We start from the raw sequence: 16,996 nt of genomic DNA on the forward strand, positions 1-16,996 counted from the left end.
CCGTGAATACGCAGACGACGAAGCTGGCTGTACTCGGGATCGGGCTGATCGCCATCGCGAGCGCATCGACGGTCGCCCGTGCCCAGGTTGACGAGGCGCGGTCCTCCGAGATCGGCATCGAGGCCTACGTCTACGGCTACCCCCTGGTCACGATGGAGTTCACCCGGCGGGTGATGACCAACGTCGCCGTGGCGGCGGACCATCACGCCCCGATGGGCCAGTTCTACCTGTCCCGCACGTATCCGGACGCGAAGTTCCGCGACGTGACCGCACCCAACGCCGATACGCTCTACTCGACCGCCTGGCTGGACCTCGGCAAGGAGCCCTACGTCCTGAGCCTGCCGGACATGGGCGATCGCTACTTCCTCATGCCAATGCTCAGCGGCTGGACGGACGTCTTCGAGGTCCCCGGCACGCGAACCACGGGCAACAAGGCCCAGGCCTACGCGATCACCGGACCGGGCTGGAAGGGTGAGCTGCCCGAGGGCGTGAAGGAGCTGAAGGCCCCGACAGACCTGGTCTGGATCCTCGGCCGCACCTACTGCACGGGCACCCCGGCCGACTACGAGGCGTGCCACGCGGTGATGAACAAGTACGACCTCCGGCCGCTCAGCGCCTACGGCAAGCCGTACACTCCGCCGGCCGGGTCGGTCGATCCGGCCGTCGACATGAAGACGGCGGTCCGGGAACAGGTCCACAAGCTCGACGCCGGCGCGTACTTCAAGCTGCTGGCGACCCTCCTGAAGGCCAACCCGCCGGCACGGGAGGACGCCCCCATCGTCGAGAAGCTGGCGACGCTCGGGATCGTTCCCGGGAAGGACTTCGACGTCTCGAGCCTGGATCCCGCCGTCGCCAGGGGGCTGGCCCAGGTGCCCCGGGCGGGCCAGGCGCGGATCATGTCTCAGTTCCAGAAGAGTGGCACGCTCGAGAACGGCTGGATGTTCGCGACCAGGACCGGGATATACGGGACCGACTACCTGCAACGGGCCTTGATCACCGCCATCGGCCTCGGGGCCAACCGGCCGCAGGACGCCGTCTATCCCACCTCGACGACCGACTCCGCCGGCAAGAAGTACAGCGGCGCCAACACGTACACGGTGCATTTCCCGAAGGGTCAGACTCCCCCGGTCCACGCCTTCTGGTCGATCACCATGTACGACGCGGACTACTTCTTCGTCGACAATCCGTTGAACAGGTACACGGTCAGCCCGCGAAACGAACTGAAATACAACCAGGACGGCTCGCTGGATCTCATCATTCAGAACGAGTCACCCGGCGCCGACAGGGAGGCAAACTGGCTCCCCGCCCCCAAGGGAGAGTTCGTCCTGATGATGCGGTTGTACTGGCCCAGGGTGGAAAGCCCGTCGATCATCGACGGCTCGTGGAAGCTGCCGGCGGTGAAGTTGGAGGAGAAGTGATCCGCGGCCCGCTCCGCAACTAGGCCTCGCCCGCCGCCTCATCCCTTCGAATCCTGAGGCCGACGGGCAGGCTGTCCCCGAGGGCCTGGCCCTGCTGCGAGGCGCCGAGCTCGACGAACTCGCGGACCGGGCGCACGTCCGCGTCCTCGGCCCCGAGTTGCTCCAGGCGGGCGACGACCTGCTCGCGGAGGGAATCGGAGACGTCCCGGGATCGGTCGCCGGAGAACCGCGCGATCTGGGCGAGGGCGAACAGGCCGTCCGTCGTCTCCCGGCCCGGTGCGAACGTCCGTTGCAGCAGCCCCTCGAGCCATCGCTCCGCGGCCTCCCGGTGGACGACGGTGTTCGCCGGGCCGTAGAGCGGCACCCGGGCGCCGAGCCGGCCCAGGCACCAGAGCACGTGACCGGGCAACGGCGATCGCGAGAGGTCCTTCACGAGCGCCCCGCCCAGCGCCTCCTTGACCTCGGCTTCGAGGCGTTCCAGGCTGGCGGCCACCCGCCACATCTCGGCGAGCTCGTGAGTTTCCGGCTTCGGGCGGGCGGCCTTCTTCGAGGGGCTCGTCCCCTTCTGGGGAAGGAGGAACGGAGAAACCCGACGGTAGATCTCGTCGTGATGCTGGCGGCCCAGGCCCGCGGCGACCCGGCGCCAGAGGATCCACCATTCGGCCCAGCACTGGACGTCCTTGGTGTGCTTGACCCCCTGGTGGAAGACGGGCCAGAGGGCCTTCATGCGGACGTCGTCGAGCGGATAGCCTCGCCCCGGGCGGAGGCTGAAGCCGGCGAGGTTGAACCAGCGGGATTCATGCTGGGGGCTCTTGTTGCGGGCCTCGGCCCGGTCGCGGACCGTGTCCCACCAGGCGCGGAGGGCCGACGGCGGCCACTTGTCGCGGGGGACGTCCAGCCGCTCCTCGAGCCGCTTCACCAGCCGGGACGGGCCGATATCGGAGCTGGCCGCGGAGGCCGGTGCCTCGAAGGCGTCGCGGATGGCGGCGATGGCGGCGTCGAGCTCGGACTGCTCGATGATCACCCGGTCCGTCTCCTCGTCGGCGACGGTCGCCCGCGACGACGGCTCGGCGGCCGGCCCGCGGAGCTGGATCTGGAGCCGCCAGCGGCGGTCGTCGGTCCGGGACTGGCACCAGAGTTCGATCGTCCCGACCTCGGTCACGCGCGCGGCCAGGCTCACGGGGACGCGCTCGGCCTTCGCCTTGCGGCCGACCCGCATCAAGCTCTGGAGCGGAGGCAAGGGGCGGACCGAGTCCGGATCCTCGGCGACGAGGTCCCCGGGGCGGTCGTCGGGCCGGACGGAGCTGCTCGCCAGCGGGAAGAGGACGGGCTGGCCCATGAGGAGGTCGAAATCGTGGCCGGCGATCGTCAGCTCGTCCCCCTCCTGCGCATCGCGCGGGACGACGCACATCCAGGGGCGATCCGAATGGCCGGTGTCGAGGCCGACGTAGAACGATCGGGCCGTGCCGCCGCCGATCCGGATCCCGCCGCCGCGGCGGACGACCCCGAAATAGGCCGCCCCCTGGGCGACCGCCAGGTCCAAAGAGACGTTCGTCAGCACCCGCGGGGCATACGCCGGCCCCGGATCGTCGGGGAACCACGAGGCGATGACCTCGACGATCCGATCGCGGACGATGCCCGGCGTCAACGCCCCGCCGTTGAACAGGATCGCGTCCGGCCGCGCCGGGCGGTCGTCGGGCTGATGGCCCCCCTGCCCGATCGCCTCGGCCCGATGCCGCCGCAGGAACGCCGCCACGTGCCGAGGCACGGCCGGATCGGCCACGAATGGCAGCCCGAACTCCTGGAGTCCGGACCGGGCCCCCCTCCCCGGCTCCTCGCCGCGGGCGACCGCGGGGAAGAAGCCTTCCAGGGCAACCGCGCGGACCTCCTCGCGGGTCAGCTCGGACTGGATGCTGCCGCCGATGATCCGCGAGCCGCGGCCGGCGATCGTGACCGGCCAGCGGTCGGGCGTCGCCCCCGCCCCGCCGCCGCTGCCGTCCCCCAGGAGCTTCTCCTTGGCGGTCCGGCAGGCGAATCGGAGGGCGCTCCACTGCTCGGTGTCGAGCCGCGTCCCGCCCAGCTTCTTCTCGACGTGATGGGCCAGGGCGAGGTCGATGTTGTCGCCGCCGAGCATGAGGTGATCGCCGACGGCCACGCGGCGAAATCCCGGGCCGGTGGGGGTCTCGACCACGGTGATCAGGCTGAAGTCCGTCGTGCCGCCGCCGATGTCGCAGACCAGGATCAGCTCGCCCGCGCGGACCTCTCGCTGCCAGCGGTCCTGGTGCGAGACGATCCAGCAGTAGAAGGCCGCCTGGGGCTCCTCCAGGAGCGTGATCGAGGTCAGCCCGGCCCGCTTCGCGGACGCCACCGTCAGCTCGCGGGCCGCCTCGTCGAACGAGGCCGGGACGGTGAGGATCACCTCCTGCTGCTCGAGCGTCCGCGTCGGATCGTCCTTCGCGAAGGTGAAGTTCCACGCGTCCCTGATGTGCGCCAGGTAGGCCGCGGAGGCGTCCACCGGCGAGACCTTGCGGACCTCCGGCGGCGAGCCCCAGGGGAGGATCTCCGCCTCGCGATCCACGCCGCCGTGGCAGAGCCAGCTCTTGGCGCTGCTGACCAGCCGCGATGGGACGCGGGCGCCCTGGATCCGGGCGTATTCGCCGATGAGCCGATCGCCCCCCTCACTCCACGGCAGATGGGCCGCGCCCGGCGGCAGCTCCGGCCCCCCCGCGAGGTACAGGAACGACGGCAGCATGCTCCGAGGCGCCGTCTCGCCCGGCGCCACGAGCTGGGGCACGTCGAACATCCGGATGTCGGCGGACGGCCGCTCGCGCCCCTTCGTGTCGACGTAGGCCACCGCGCAGTTCGTGGTGCCGAGGTCAATCCCCACAAGATACCTGGATCGTGACATTCCGCGTTTCCCAAGCCGAGCGACCACGCCAACCGACAATCGAACCATCATACGGCCGGCGCGGTCCGGCGGGAACGCGGCCGCCCGCGATCAGTGGGCGCCGCGGGCGAATCGCTCGACAACGGCGGTCGCGATCGTCGCGGCCCGAAACGTGTCCGTGTCTCGGCGGGCGGCCCGCGAACCGTCCGCCAGCCCCTCCGTAGCCGGCGACGGGAGGACGGCGGCGCCGGCCCTCGCCAGCAGGGCGGCCGGGAAGACGAGGCCGAAGCCCACGACGTAGCCCGACGAGTAGACGGCCCGCGAGACGCGCTCGCGGAGCGGGATCGCGGGGAGTGTCTCCGCGGGAGCGATCTCGTCGACCTTGGCGTGCTCGCGCAGCCAGCGTTCCTGGAAGGTCCGCTGGGCAGCCTCCTCCACCCCGGACAGGAACTCGTTGTCGAGGACCACGCCGAGTGCCGCGCCCAGGAAGGGGATCCCCTCGCCGATCTTCTGCTCGACGAGCGACGAGGCCACCTGCTCGGCGAAATCCCCCGCAAGCTCGCACTCGATCCGAGGCTCGGCGATCGTCTCGAGGTCCCGCTCGTCTTCTTCGGGACAGTCCTTCTCCTCGATCTCCCGGATCAACCGGCGGGCCTTCAGGCGTTCCTCGGGATCGGCCAGGAGCGACAGGCCGATGATCGCGAGGATCAGCGTCTGCGACGTCGAGGCGTCGAGCTCGTATCCGTAGCAGGCCGCCACGCGGTGGACCGTGCGGAGCGACAGGAGGATCTCCGCGGGAAGCTCCATCAGCTCCGTGGCCAGGCCCCCCGCCCCCGCCAGCAGGCTCTCCGAGGTGATCAGCTCGCGGCCCAGGTTCCGGACCCGCACGACCAGGCCATCGCACCTTTCAAGGGGGCCGTCGCGGAGCTGGCCGATGTCCTCCAGCCCGAGCACCCGGCGGAACCTGTCCCGCCCGCGCTCCCAGTCCGCGGCCCGGTAGACCCTGCTGAAGAGGTCGCTCGCCTTCTCCGCCGGCAGGAACTTCGTGAGCAGGTGGTCCAGCGGCCACTTCACCGACTCGGCCGCCCGACGGATGAGGCCGGGCCGGCGGGCCTTCCACGCCGCGATCTCGGCGACCTGACCGGCCTCGTACGACGTCAAGGGGCTCTTTTCCACGGTGGGGGTCTCTCGCGATGAAGAGGGGACGGATCAGTCCTCTGTCCTCCCCATCACGGCCGCCGCGGGGATAATGGCCGCTTCGGGGACGATCGGGACGGGAGGCGGCACGCCGATGTTCGGCAGGCCCGTGGACTGGGGACTCCCCCCGGCCTTGATCTTCTCGAGCGCCTTGCCGAACGCGTCCCTCTTGGCCGCCCGTTCCGAGGAATCGTAGCGCACGCCGTCCGTCAGGTCATAGAACATGATGCCAAAGTTGCACACCTTTTCCCAGGACCAGGGCGTCAGCCGGAAGTGCGCGGCGACGGCCGCCGGGTCGATCACCGGGACGGGGGTGCCGGCCGGCCAACCCAGGGCGGAGCGATCGCGGATCACCTGGAGGACCTGCTGGACCAGGGCGATCTGGCCGCGGAGGGCCGGGTGCAGGCCGTCGTGGAAGAGATGATCGTCGAGCAGTCCATGCTCGCCGACCGCGTGGAAGACCGATTGCGCATCGATCAGGGAGCAGCCATGTCGGGCCGCGACCCGACGGTAGGCGTGCTGGAACTCGGTCGGCAACCGCTGGGGGTAGCCGTCCAGGTCGCGGGCCGCCAGCGCGTGCTGGTAGGCCCCCTCCCATTCGCCCGCCTTCTCGAGCAATCGCGCCAGTCGATGTTGGGCCTCGGCGAAGCCCGGCTGCCGGGCGACCAGGGCCTCGTATCGCTTGCGGGCCCCCTCCGGATCGCTCGCCTCGAGACTCCGGATCGACAGGAACTCGCGGGCGATCGCGGCCCGCTCGGAGGCGGTCGTCTCGGGGGGAAGATAGGAGCGGTTCGGCTCGTAGTCCAGGTCGTTGCCGGCCGGCGCGATCAGGATCGGGAGGGTGCCGATCCGCCCCGCGAACGCGACGATGGCCTCGAGTCGGCGTTCGAAGTCGCCGAGGATCGCCCGGTACTCGCCCGGCGTGAACGCCGGCACATCGATCAGGTTGCGATAGCCGCCGCGCGGGGGCGGCAGGGCGATGCGGCACTTGTCGGCCTCGTCCCGGATCAGGCGGACGACGGCCGAGCACCGCGGGCCCAGGGCCACGATCCGCTGCCAGAGCGAGGGGACCTTCGCGTCGAGATAATGATCGACCTCGCGCGACCAGGCGAGCCTCGCGGAGAATTCATTGTGGCCGGCGAAAACGATCAGCACGTCGGGCCGCCGCTTCAGCCTCGTCAGGGCCCGGTGCTGCTGGGCCAGGGTCTGGCCCGACTCGGCGAGGATGGTGCAATGAAACCGCCGGCCGGGCATGAGCTCCTCGAGCTGCCACGCGATCATGTTGCCGGGCGAGAGCCACCAGTCATAGGGCACCCCCGCCGCGCTCGATTCGCCGAGGATCACGATCTCCGCGGCCGCCCCCGGATCGGGGCCGGGGAGTGTTGTCGGCAAGCGGACCTCGTCCGCCCGTTCGAGCGTTAATGCCTGGTCGGAACCCATCCGAGACGACGACGCCTCCGGGATTCGGTTGGCCGCGGCCGAGCTCGGCCGCCAGGCCGCGGCGACGGCCTCTCCGACCAGGAACGCGAACAGGAGAGAGGAGGCCAGGAGGAAGCCTCGCGCCAACCATTGCCACTGTCGCCGCCGTTTCCGAGCCCGGTAGACGCCCGCCCCGAAGCCCGCTGCGGCCGCCAGGAGCGTCAGCGCGAGGACCGAATAGACGATCTCAAGGCCGATAAGGAAGGCGAGCCGGAGTTGCCAGGACTGCCTCGGCGAAATCCGATCGCCGAGCCGGTGGCACGCCGCGACGACCAGGACGATGAGGAGCGCAATCGAGGCACCAAGGATCGCCAGACGAACCAGTCTCGCCATGGAACTCGCCAAGCTGAGGGATCGGCCGATGACCCGCCGCGGCAGGACGCAAGGAATCAGTCTACCCGTCGCGGGCCGTCCTGGCCAAAGCGAGGTGCCCAGCCCCTCGGGACGTCGGGACGTGAAGGCTCACGGGATCGGGCAGGGCTTCACGTCCCAGATCTCGCGTGCGTACTCCTCGATGGTCCGGTCCGACGAGAAATAGCCGCTGGCGGCGACATTGAGGATGGACTTGCGCGTCCAGCCCTCGGGGTCCTCGCGCCAGAGATTGCCGATACGATCATGCGTCTGGATGTAGCTGCCGAGGTCCGCCAGGTGCATGAAGTAGTCGCCGTGGTCGAGGAGCACCTGGCGGATCAGGTCGTATCGAGACGGGTCGCCGGGGCTGATCAGGTCGCTCGAGAGCATGTCCAGGACCGCGCGCGTTTCCGGCTCGTTCTGATAGTGCCAGCCCGGGTCGTAGGATGGCCGGCGGGCCGCGACCTCGGCCGCCGTCAGGCCGAAGAAGAAGATGTTCTCCTCGCCCGCCCGCTCGCCCATCTCGATCGTGGCCCCGTCGCGGGTGCCGATCGTGAGGGCGCCGTTCATCATGAATTTCATGTTGCTCGTCCCGCTCGCCTCGTAGCCGGCCGTCGAGATCTGCTCGGAGAGGTCGGTCGCGGGGATGACCTGCTCGGCGAGCGTGACGCCGTAATTCGGCAGGAAGGCGACGCGAAGGCGGCCCCGCGCCCGCGGGTCGCGGTTCACGGCCGCGGCCACGTCGTTGATCAGCCGGATGATCCGCTTGGCGAGGTGATAGGCCGGCGCGGCCTTGCCGGCGAACAGATAGGTCCGCGGTGCGGGATCGAACGAGGAGTCGGTCCGCAGGCGATGGTAGACCGTCAGGATGTGGAGGACGTTGAGGAGCTGACGCTTGTATTCATGAATCCGCTTCACCTGGGTGTCGACGAGGGTTTCCGGGTCGATTTCGACGTCGAGATCGCGCTTCAGCCAGTTGCCGAAGCGGACCTTGGCGGCCAGCCTGGCGGCGCGGAACTTCTCGCGGAAGGCGGCATCCTCCGCCAGCGGCCCGAGCTCGGCGAGTCGGTCGAGATCCCTCGGCCAGGAGTCGCCGAGGGCTTCCGTCAGCAGGGCGGCCAGGTCGGGATTGGCCAGGAGCAGCCAGCGCCGGGGCGTCACGCCGTTGGTCTTGTTGCTGAATCGGCCGGGGAAGATATCGGCGAGGTCCGCGACGGTGACCTCCCGGAGGAGTCGGCTGTGGATCTGGGCCACGCCGTTGGTGCTGTGCGTCCCCACGATCGCGAGGTTGGCCATCCGCACCTGCCGGGCCGGCGTCTCCTCGATCAGGCTCACCCGGGACAGCACCCAGTTGTCTCCGGGGTACTTCGCCCGGACGTCGCCGAGGAAGCGATGGTTGATCTCGTAGATGATGTCCATGAGACGTGGCAGGAAGGTCTGGAACATCTCCACGGGCCACTTCTCGAGCGCCTCGGGAAGCAGGGTGTGGTTGGTGTAGGCGAGCGTGCGGACGGTCAGGTCCCAGGCCTCGTCCCAGCCCAGGCGGGCCTCGTCCAGGAGGATCCGCATCAGCTCGGCGACGGCCATGGCGGGGTGGGTGTCGTTGAGCTGGATCGCCACCTTGTCCGGGAGGTCCGCCCAGGCATTGCCCCGGTCGCGGAACCTCCGCACGATGTCGGCCAGCGAGCAGCCGACGAGGAAATACTCCTGGACGAAGCGGAGAGTCCGCCCCCGCGCCGTGGAGTCGTCCGGATAGAGGACCCGCGTGAGCGACTCCGCCATCACCTTGTAGAGGACCGCGTCCACGAACTCGCCGCCGGAGAATTCGCCGAAATCGAAGAAGTCCGGCGACGCGGCCCCCCAGAGGCGGAGCGTGTTGATGGTCCGGCCGCCATGGCCGGCCACCGGCCGGTCGTAGGGGATGCCCAGCATGTGGATCGGCTGGCCGGGGAGCCGGTGGAGGGTCCCCCCCTGGAATTCGAACGAACAGTTGAGCGAGACCTCGACCGACTCCGTCGTCCGGGCGACCTCCCAGGGATCCGGGTGCATGAGCCAGTTGTCCGGCTGCTCCACCTGGCTGCCGTCGTGGATCTCCTGGCGGAACATGCCGTATTCGTACCTCAGCCCGTAGCCGATGGCCGGGATCTCGAGCGTCGCCAGCGAGTCCATGAAGCAGGCCGCCAGCCGACCGAGGCCGCCATTGCCCAGCCCCGCGTCCGGCTCGGCGTCGAGCAGCTCCGCCCAGTCCTGATGCGGGTCGGACCGCAGGTCCTCCTCGACGTAACCACGCACCCCCAGGTTGTTCACCGTGTTCAGCAGGGTGCGGCCGATCAGGAACTCCATCGACAGGTAATAGACCTGCTTCGCATTCCGCCGGTGGTGAGTCTCCTTGGTGAGCAGCCAGCGCTGGGTCAACACGTCGCGTAGCGACCGCGCCACGGCCTCGAACCGCTGCCGCTGGTTCGCCCCGTCCATAGGGACGACGTGATCGAACACGAGGTGACGATCGTAGTAATCCTGATCCCGGAAGCGAAACATCCCCTCGTATCGTTCCAGATCGTCCCCGGCCCTGGGCTCGGACATTGGTGCGCCTCCCGGCGAGCGGTTTACGAATACCCCGTTCTGGGGAGAACGTCATGATCGACGCCGCGGTCGGCCTCTTGCAATGTGACTTCGACGGACGGGCATGGAGTCGATCATTTCTGGCATCATTCAATGCCGTTTGGAGCATCCTGGCCCATGAATCACGCATGGCGGCGTGATCACACCAGCGGCCGGCGGCGAATCAAGCCTGCCTTCATGGGTCATCTCTCGCGATTCCGCCGTCACGGGGTGCTTCACGAGGACTCGCTTCACGACCGGCACGACGCGGGGTTCGCAGCCCTCATGATGGGCGTGGAACCGAAACACGCACCGCAGGCAGGAGCATCGAGCCTTCGGGTAGCAGACGACCGTATCGCGCGACTCGAAATTGTAGGCCGTGGTCTTCTCGGTGGACGTCGTGGGGACGCACCTCGCGCAGGCAGGCGAGGACGCCGCATGGTGGTGGGGCGGCTGGGCAAGGGCACCTCCCCTTCCCTGCGCGATCACGAGCGCCGCCAGGCCGATCGCGAGTCCCTTCGCTGCGTTCATGAGACCTTCCCGGGCCGGCGGCCTCGCTCAGAAGTCGTAGTGGAACCGGATCCCCAGGCCGTCGAAGCTGCCGCTGGCGCTCCTCAGGACCGAGTTGATCTGGGTGTGAACGTAGTTGACCTGGAAATTCATCTCCGAGTTGATGTACCAGGCGAGGCCGAGAGTTACGTCGTTCTCGATGCCCGCCCGGGCGCCGACGGTCGGCGACAACACCGGCTGGCCGGAATGGAGATCCAGGTAACTGAACCGGGCCAGCAACTGCATGGCACCCCGGCCGTAGCTGATCCGGCCGTCCTTCCCACGCATCATCCAGGCATTCTCCAGGGGCTGGGTCCGGTCCCACGACCCCTGCTTCTTGTTGTATCGGCGATAGTCCCCCTCCGTGAGGAAGTATCCCGACTCGACGTAGAAGCCCTGGTAGCTCACCATCCCGCGAGGGCCGGAGAGCACCGATTGCGCGGTCATCCCCGTGTAGGCCGAGGGGGCGAACGTGTAGAGGTATTCGCCGGAGAACGAGAGTCGGCCGAGGACCATCGCGAATTCGGGCACGAGGTAATACTCCCCGTAGGGGGAATACCAGGTCCCCGTCTGCATCACGTTGGGGAGATCCGTCTTCGTCGCACCGGCCCGGACGAGGGCCCGGTCGCCCGGCGAGGTGCTGTGATTATCGAGCGTCCGCTCCATGACCGTCATGCCCAGATGGACGAGCTTCCGCCCCTTGTCCTCGTAGATCGGCAGCGCGGTGCTGCGGATCGCGACCCCGTACTCCCCGTCGCCGGCACCGGCGCCGAACGGGTTGATGGTCGTGCTGCCAGAGCGGAAGAGGGCCGAGGCGAGCGTGATCCGATCGTTGTAATAGGAGTCGAAGAAGTTGATCCCGTTGACGTAGTCGAACCGGTTCACGAACGCGTCGAACTGCGGCGAGCGCTCCATGTAGTAGACGAAGTTGGAGCTGGTCATGTGCTCCAGGCTGATCGGCGGCAGGAAGTGGCCCACCCGCACGTTCCCGACGACCGGGATGTCGTGGAAGATCAGGTTCGAGTCGGTGATACCGACGGCCCCCACCGTGGTCGCCGCCGTGCTCTGGTTGGAGAAGTCCTGGAGGTTGGCGAAGTTGACCTCGAAGACGAAATCGACGAAGTCATACACGCGGCCGTCGGCCCGGAGCCGCATCCGGCGGAATGAGCTCCCGTCGGGAAGGCGGATGTCATTGGCGTTGCCGAACCGCATGTTCTCGTGCGTGGGCTGATACCAGACGTTGTCGAAGTCGACCCGCCCGCCGATATGGAACCGGAATGCCTCGTCCTCGGACTGGAACTGCAGGCCCTGATTCCACGTCCCGACCATCTGCTTGTTCTTGCCGACGACGATGCCGTCTGCCGCCTTCTTCCTGGCGGCCTCCTTCTCGTCTGCGGCCTTCTTCTTCTCCACCTCGCCGAGCCGCTGGTCGACCGCGTCGTTGAGGTAGTCCGTGATCGACTTCCCCCCCATCGGCAACGAGTCCACGCCGGTCGCCGGCTTGTCGGCTCCCTTGTCGGCAGCGTCACCCGCGCGATTGGCCTTCTCGACCGCATCGAGCCGTTGCTGGAGGAGCCGCACCTGTTCGCGGAGCGCCTCGTCGTTCGTCTCCGCCGCGCCCGTCGCCGGGGCCGCGGATTTCTCCAGCTTGTGGCGAAGTTCCTTGTTCTGCGCCTCCAGCGAATCAAGCCGCTTCATCAACTGCTGAAGCGTGGTGTTGTCCGTCGGCTCGTCGCCGAGGGCCGCTCCGCGGGCCGGGAGAAGCGACACGACGAGCGCGAGGGCGCAGGATGCTCGCCGGGCTCCAGACACGCACGACTTCATCCGTGAACTCCGGCCCGGTCGAGAAATGACGATTCGACCTCGTCGGCGAGGTCGATGGACCACCGTGAAGGGAGAATCGTCCCGGAGAAGGCCGATATATTCGTCATTATCGGCACTTCGCAAACGATTCATCAGTTCGCGACGAAATTGACGAGCTTTCCCGGGACCACGACGACCTTGCGGATCGTCTTCCCTTCCAGCAGCGAGGCGACCCGCTCATCGCCCCGGGCGGCGGCTTCCAGGCTCGCGGCGTCCGCGTCGGCGGGCACCGTCACGCGGGCACGGAGCTTGCCGTTGACCTGGACGGGGACCTCAACCTCATCATCCTTCAGGAGCGCCGGATCGTAGGTGGGCCAGGGCTCGTAGGCCAGGGTCGTCTCGTGGCCGAGCAACTGCCAGAGTTCCTCGGCCAGGTGGGGGGCCAGGGGACTGAGCAGCAGCGTGAAGGTCTCCATGGCCGCCTTCGGCCGCACCTCGGCCGACGTGAAGGCGTTGACGAACTCCATCAGCCGGCTGATCGACGTGTTGAACCGGAGCGCCTCCAGGTCGTCGGTCACCGCGGCCGTGGTCCGCGCGACGAGCTTCGCCTGCTGCGGCGACAGCGGAGCGTCCTTCACTCGCGGATCCAGCCCGACCTCATCGGCTTCATGATCGGCGATCATCCGCCAGGCGCGGCCGAGGAACCGGTAGACCCCCTCCACGCCCTTCATGCTCCAGGGTTTCACGGCCTCGAGCGGGCCCATGAACATCTCGTAGAGCCGGAGGCTATCGGCGCCGTACTCGGAGACGACGGCGTCGGGATTGATCACGTTCCCCCGGCTCTTTGACATCTTGTGGGCGCGGGCCTCGATGCGAACTTCCGGCTCTGCCGCCAGGACGAAACCCTCCCCTTTCTTCGTGACCTGCTCCTCCGCCAGGCGAACCAGCACCACCTTTCGAGACACCTCGCCGCGGACGATCGGCCCCTCGGGCGTCTGCTCGACGGCGGTGGCCGGCACCCATCGGCCCTCCGCGTCGCGGTAGGCCGTGTATTCCATCTCGCCCAGGATCATCCCCTGATTGACCAGCCTCTGGAACGGCTCCGGCGTGTTCACCAGGCCGCGATCGAAGAGGACCTTGTGCCAGAACCGGCTATAGAGGAGGTGCAAGACCGCGTGCTCGGCCCCGCCGACGTAGAGATCGACGGGCATCCAGTACTTCTCCTTCTCCGGATCCCAGGGCCGCTCGGCGTTCTTCGGATCGAGATACCGGAGGTAATACCAGCACGAGCCCGCCCACTGGGGCATCGTGTTGATCTCGCGGCGGAGCTTGTCCGAGTACCGGATCCAATCCGTTGCCTTGGAGAGAGGCCCGTCGGGCTTCCCCGTCGGCTTGAAGTCCTCGAGGTCCGGCAGCCGGACGGGCAGCTCGGACTCGGGGACGGGGCGGACCTGGTCGTGCTCATCCAGGACGATCGGGAACGGCTCGCCCCAGTAGCGCTGGCGGGAGAAGAGCCAGTCCCGGAGTTTCGTATTGACGGCCTTCCGCCCCAGGCCCTGGTCGTCCAGCCAGGCGGTGATGGCGGACTTGGCCTCGGCGGTGGCCAGGCCGTTGAGCGAGAACTCGGAATGCTCGGACTGGATCGCCGTCCCCTCGTCGCACCAGGCCTCCGCGAACGTGCTCGCGTCCGCCAGGTAGGCCGCGCGGAGGGCCTCGCCGTCCAGGTCGGGCGATGCCGAGCCCCGATGGGCGGAGAGCCAGGCATCCGTGGGCGAGACCACGGCCGTGATGGGGAGCTTGAAGGCCTGCGCGAACTCGAAGTCGCGCTCATCATGCGCGGGGACGGCCATGATGGCCCCGGTGCCATACCCCATCAGGACATAATCGGCGATCCAGATCGGGATCGGCCGGTTCGTGACGGGGTTGATGGCGTAACCGCCGGTGAAGACCCCGGTCTTGGTCTTGGCCAGCTCGGTCCGGTCCAGGTCGCTCTTGCGGCTGGCCTGCTCGCGGTACGCGGCGACGGCCTCGCGATGATCGGGCGTCGTCACGCGATCCACGAGCGGATGCTCGGGCGCCAGCACCATGTACGTCGCGCCGAAGAGGGTATCCGGCCGCGTCGTGTAGATCCGGATCACGTCGGGCGAGGGGACGTCGCGGAATCCCTCGGACTGACGGCGGACCTCCCAGCTCAGCAGGTCGTCGTCCAGGAGGATCGGGAAGTCGACCTCGGCCCCCTCGGAGCGGCCCACCCAGTTCCGCTGCATGTCCTTGATGGCGCGGGGCCAGTCGACGGCGTCCAGGTCCTCGACCAGGCGGTCGGCGTAGGCCGTGATCCGGAGCATCCACTGGGTCAGCGGCATCCGGACGACGGGATGCCCGCCGCGCTCGCTCTTGCCGTCGATGACCTCCTCGTTGGCCAGGACGGTGCCCAGCGCCGGGCACCAGTTGACGGGGACCTCGGCCCGGTAAGCGAGCCGGCGGGCGTCTCGATAGGCGTCGGCATCGGCCGTCCCCGGCGGGATGGGCAGCTCCGCGATGGGCCGGCCCTTGCCCGTCCGCGTCTGTCCCTGGGAATCGGTCCAGACGTGGCCGGAATCGTACCAGGTGTCGAACAGCTTGAGGAAGATCCACTGGGTCCACTTGTAGTAGCCCGGATCCGTGGTATCGACCTCGCGGCTCCAATCGTAGGAGAACCCCAGGGACTTGATCTGGCGACGGAACGTGGTGACGTTGGCCTCGGTGGTGATCCTCGGATGCGTGTTCGTCTGGACGGCGTACTGCTCCGCCGGCAGGCCGAAGGCGTCCCAGCCCATGGGGTGGAGGACGTTGAATCCGCGCATCCGCTTGAACCGGCAGAGGATGTCCGTCGCCGTGTACCCCTCCGGATGCCCCACGTGCAGCCCCGCGCCGCTCGGATAGGGGAACATGTCCAGGATATAGAGCTTGGGCCGGGATCGGTCGCAGTCGGTCGCGCGGAAGGTCTCGTTCCGCTCCCAGTAGTCCTGCCACTTCGGCTCGATTCGCTGCGGGTGGTACGCGGGCATCGGTCGGTCTCTCTCGTCTCTGACGCAAGATATTACGCCATGGCCTCTTGCGTCACAGGCATCGCGTATCACTTCGGTAGGTAACCACCGGATTGACGATGCCAATTAGGTGACATAGGATCAGCGGGCGAAGCCCGGGATTGCGGCCCGGACGCCACGCTCACCACCACGATCCTGGGAGATCGATATGGCTGTCTCCAATCCTACCAGACAGCCGAGTTACCGTCTCCATAGGCCCAGCGGGCAGGCGGTCGTCACGATCGACCGGAAGGACCGCTACCTCGGCAAGTTCGGCTCGCCCGAGTCGAGGGTCCGGTATGAGCGTCTGATATCGGAATGGATGGCCGGGAAGCCCGCGATCCCGCCGGCCGACCCGGGCCAGGGACTCACGGTCGCGGAACTCGGCGTGGCGTATCTCCGGCACGCCGAGGGCTACTTTCTGAAGGACGGGAAGCCGACGAGCGAGCTGAAGAACGTCAAGGCCGCGCTCCGAGGGCTGCGGGGTCTGTACGCCGCATTGCCGGCTCGGGAACTCTCGCCGCTCAAGCTGAAGGCGGTCCGGGACAAGTGGATCGAGGCGGGCCTGGCGAGAACCAACTGCAACCGGCACACGCGATGCGTCGTCCGGATCTACGCCTGGGCGGTCGAGAACGAGCTGGTGGCCGCCGATGTCTGGCAGGCCCTGAAGGCGGTCAAGGCCCTCGCCGAGGGCCGCTCCGTGGCCCGGGAGACCGCCCCGGTGGTCGCGGTCGACGACGCGACGACCGAGGCCACGTTGGTCCACATGGACGCCACCGCGGCCGCGATGGTCCGGCTCCAACTCCTGCTCGCCTGCCGGCCGGGTGAGATCTGCACGATGCGACCGTCGGACATCGACCGCCGCGAAGCCGTCTGGCTCTACCGGCCCGAGCACCACAAGACCGAGCACCGCGGCAAGGAACGAGTCATTCCCATCGGACCCCGTGCCCAGCTCCTGCTCGCCCCCATACTCCCCGCCTTCGCCGGATAGTACGTCTTCCGGACACGACAGGGACGCCCCATGTCGCCCCACTACTACGGCATCAGGATCGCCGAGGCCTGCAAGCTCGCCGGCCTACCGCGATGGTCTCCCAACCAGCTCCGCCACGCCGGCGCCACCAGAATCCGCGAACAGATCGACCTTGAGGCCGCCCAGGTCTTCCTCGGCCACTCCTCGGCCCCGACGACCGAGATCTACGCGGCGAAGAACCTCAAGGCCGCCGCCGAGGTGGGAAAGACCTCGTCTGCCCGACGATCCTCGCCATGCGGACAGCCTATCGCCTGCCGGCTGGGCCTATTAACCACGCATCCTCTCCGTTGTTCAAGGCTAGGCATGTGACCTCGAACGCTCTTCTTCGTCCTCGTCTGCAATCCGCAGTTTCGAGAAGAGATTGAAGCCGGTTTCAGGCAAGCAACGTGCTTGAAGCCCGGCTCGCTCGGCCATCTGTCGAGCCTTAGTGTCGTCGCTGAAGAAATAACGGACGCCCTGTGCCTTGCCCGCCGCGATGATCATGGCGTCCGCCTTGACGCTTGTCCGCGAGTTCGGTTGGTTGCGCAGGAATGGCCGATTATACTGCCAAAGCATGGCCGCTTCCTGTGCGGCTGGAGGGTCAAAGGAGGTGCAGAAGAATCGCTCCATCATGTAG

General features: G+C 68.0%; 10 protein-coding genes and 1 pseudogene. 3 read left to right on the forward strand and 8 right to left on the reverse strand.

Translation table 11 applies throughout. The annotated features are described in order from the left end of the window. Positions 1 to 2 precede the first annotated feature (2 nt). Entirely contained in the window at positions 3 to 1,418 is a 1,416-nt protein-coding gene (locus tag G6O54_RS23595; protein ID WP_205679012.1) for a DUF1254 domain-containing protein, read from the forward strand. A 19-nt stretch (positions 1,419 to 1,437) separates the two neighbouring features. Here G6O54_RS23595 and G6O54_RS23600 read toward each other — a convergent pair whose 3' ends face one another. The 7 genes from G6O54_RS23600 to leuS form a co-directional block, all read right to left on the reverse strand. Next, complete coding sequence (locus G6O54_RS23600; RefSeq protein ID WP_165228708.1) at positions 1,438 to 4,326, reverse strand: Hsp70 family protein; 2,889 nt, start codon at positions 4,324 to 4,326, stop codon at positions 1,438 to 1,440. A gap of 90 nt (positions 4,327 to 4,416) precedes the next feature. Next, on the reverse strand, positions 4,417 to 5,466 hold the full coding sequence (locus tag G6O54_RS23605; protein ID WP_165228710.1) for an EcsC family protein: 1,050 nt from the start codon (positions 5,464 to 5,466) through the stop codon (positions 4,417 to 4,419). A 48-nt stretch (positions 5,467 to 5,514) separates the two neighbouring features. After that, positions 5,515 to 7,314 (reverse strand): SGNH/GDSL hydrolase family protein, encoded by a 1,800-nt coding sequence (locus G6O54_RS23610; RefSeq protein WP_165228712.1) that lies wholly within the window; start codon positions 7,312 to 7,314, stop codon positions 5,515 to 5,517. Positions 7,315 to 7,443: 129 nt separating this feature from the next. Next, positions 7,444 to 9,915, reverse strand: a complete 2,472-nt coding sequence (locus G6O54_RS23615; protein WP_165228714.1) for a glycogen/starch/alpha-glucan phosphorylase — start codon at positions 9,913 to 9,915, stop codon at positions 7,444 to 7,446. A gap of 129 nt (positions 9,916 to 10,044) precedes the next feature. Next, a complete protein-coding gene (locus G6O54_RS23620) occupies positions 10,045 to 10,464 on the reverse strand; it encodes a hypothetical protein (protein ID WP_165228716.1) in 420 nt (139 codons plus the stop codon). A 27-nt stretch (positions 10,465 to 10,491) separates the two neighbouring features. Beyond that, positions 10,492 to 11,670 (reverse strand): porin, encoded by a 1,179-nt coding sequence (locus G6O54_RS39070; RefSeq protein ID WP_439650271.1) that lies wholly within the window; start codon positions 11,668 to 11,670, stop codon positions 10,492 to 10,494. Between the two features lie 767 nt (positions 11,671 to 12,437). Next, positions 12,438 to 15,332: a leucine--tRNA ligase gene (gene leuS / locus G6O54_RS23630; RefSeq protein WP_165228720.1), complete on the reverse strand. Its 2,895-nt coding sequence runs from the start codon at positions 15,330 to 15,332 to the stop codon at positions 12,438 to 12,440. A gap of 187 nt (positions 15,333 to 15,519) precedes the next feature. On the opposite strand from leuS, the gene G6O54_RS23635 reads away from it, so the two are divergent. Together G6O54_RS23635 and G6O54_RS23640 are read left to right on the forward strand one after the other, a co-directional pair. Further along, positions 15,520 to 16,341 carry a site-specific integrase gene (locus tag G6O54_RS23635; protein WP_165228722.1) on the forward strand — a complete coding sequence of 274 codons (822 nt, stop codon included), beginning with the start codon at positions 15,520 to 15,522 and terminating at the stop codon, positions 16,339 to 16,341. 12 nt (positions 16,342 to 16,353) lie between these two features. After that, a pseudogene (locus tag G6O54_RS23640) lies at positions 16,354 to 16,689 on the forward strand (tyrosine-type recombinase/integrase); the annotation flags it as partial. On the opposite strand, the gene G6O54_RS23645 reads toward G6O54_RS23640, so the two are convergent. After that, positions 16,678 to 16,996 (reverse strand): PIN domain-containing protein (locus G6O54_RS23645; RefSeq protein WP_165228726.1); only part of this gene is annotated, 319 nt, incomplete at its 5' end. The pseudogene G6O54_RS23640 and the gene G6O54_RS23645 sit on opposite strands and share 12 nt — an antisense overlap.

The organism is Aquisphaera insulae (assembly GCF_011064615.1).
GTDB classification, from domain to species: domain Bacteria; phylum Planctomycetota; class Planctomycetia; order Isosphaerales; family Isosphaeraceae; genus Aquisphaera; species Aquisphaera insulae.

Bases quoted from the DNA above. Each gene is read 5' to 3' on its own strand.
- G6O54_RS23615 (WP_165228714.1), bottom strand. From the start codon at position 9,915: ATGTCCGAGCCCAGGGCCGGGGACGATCTGGAACGATACGAGGGGATG.
- G6O54_RS23635 (WP_165228722.1), top strand. From the start codon at position 15,520: ATGGCTGTCTCCAATCCTACCAGACAGCCGAGTTACCGTCTCCATAGG.
- leuS (WP_165228720.1), bottom strand. From the start codon at position 15,332: ATGCCCGCGTACCACCCGCAGCGAATCGAGCCGAAGTGGCAGGACTAC.
- G6O54_RS23600 (WP_165228708.1), bottom strand. From the start codon at position 4,326: ATGTCACGATCCAGGTATCTTGTGGGGATTGACCTCGGCACCACGAAC.
- G6O54_RS23610 (WP_165228712.1), bottom strand. From the start codon at position 7,314: ATGGCGAGACTGGTTCGTCTGGCGATCCTTGGTGCCTCGATTGCGCTC.
- G6O54_RS23620 (WP_165228716.1), bottom strand. From the start codon at position 10,464: ATGAACGCAGCGAAGGGACTCGCGATCGGCCTGGCGGCGCTCGTGATC.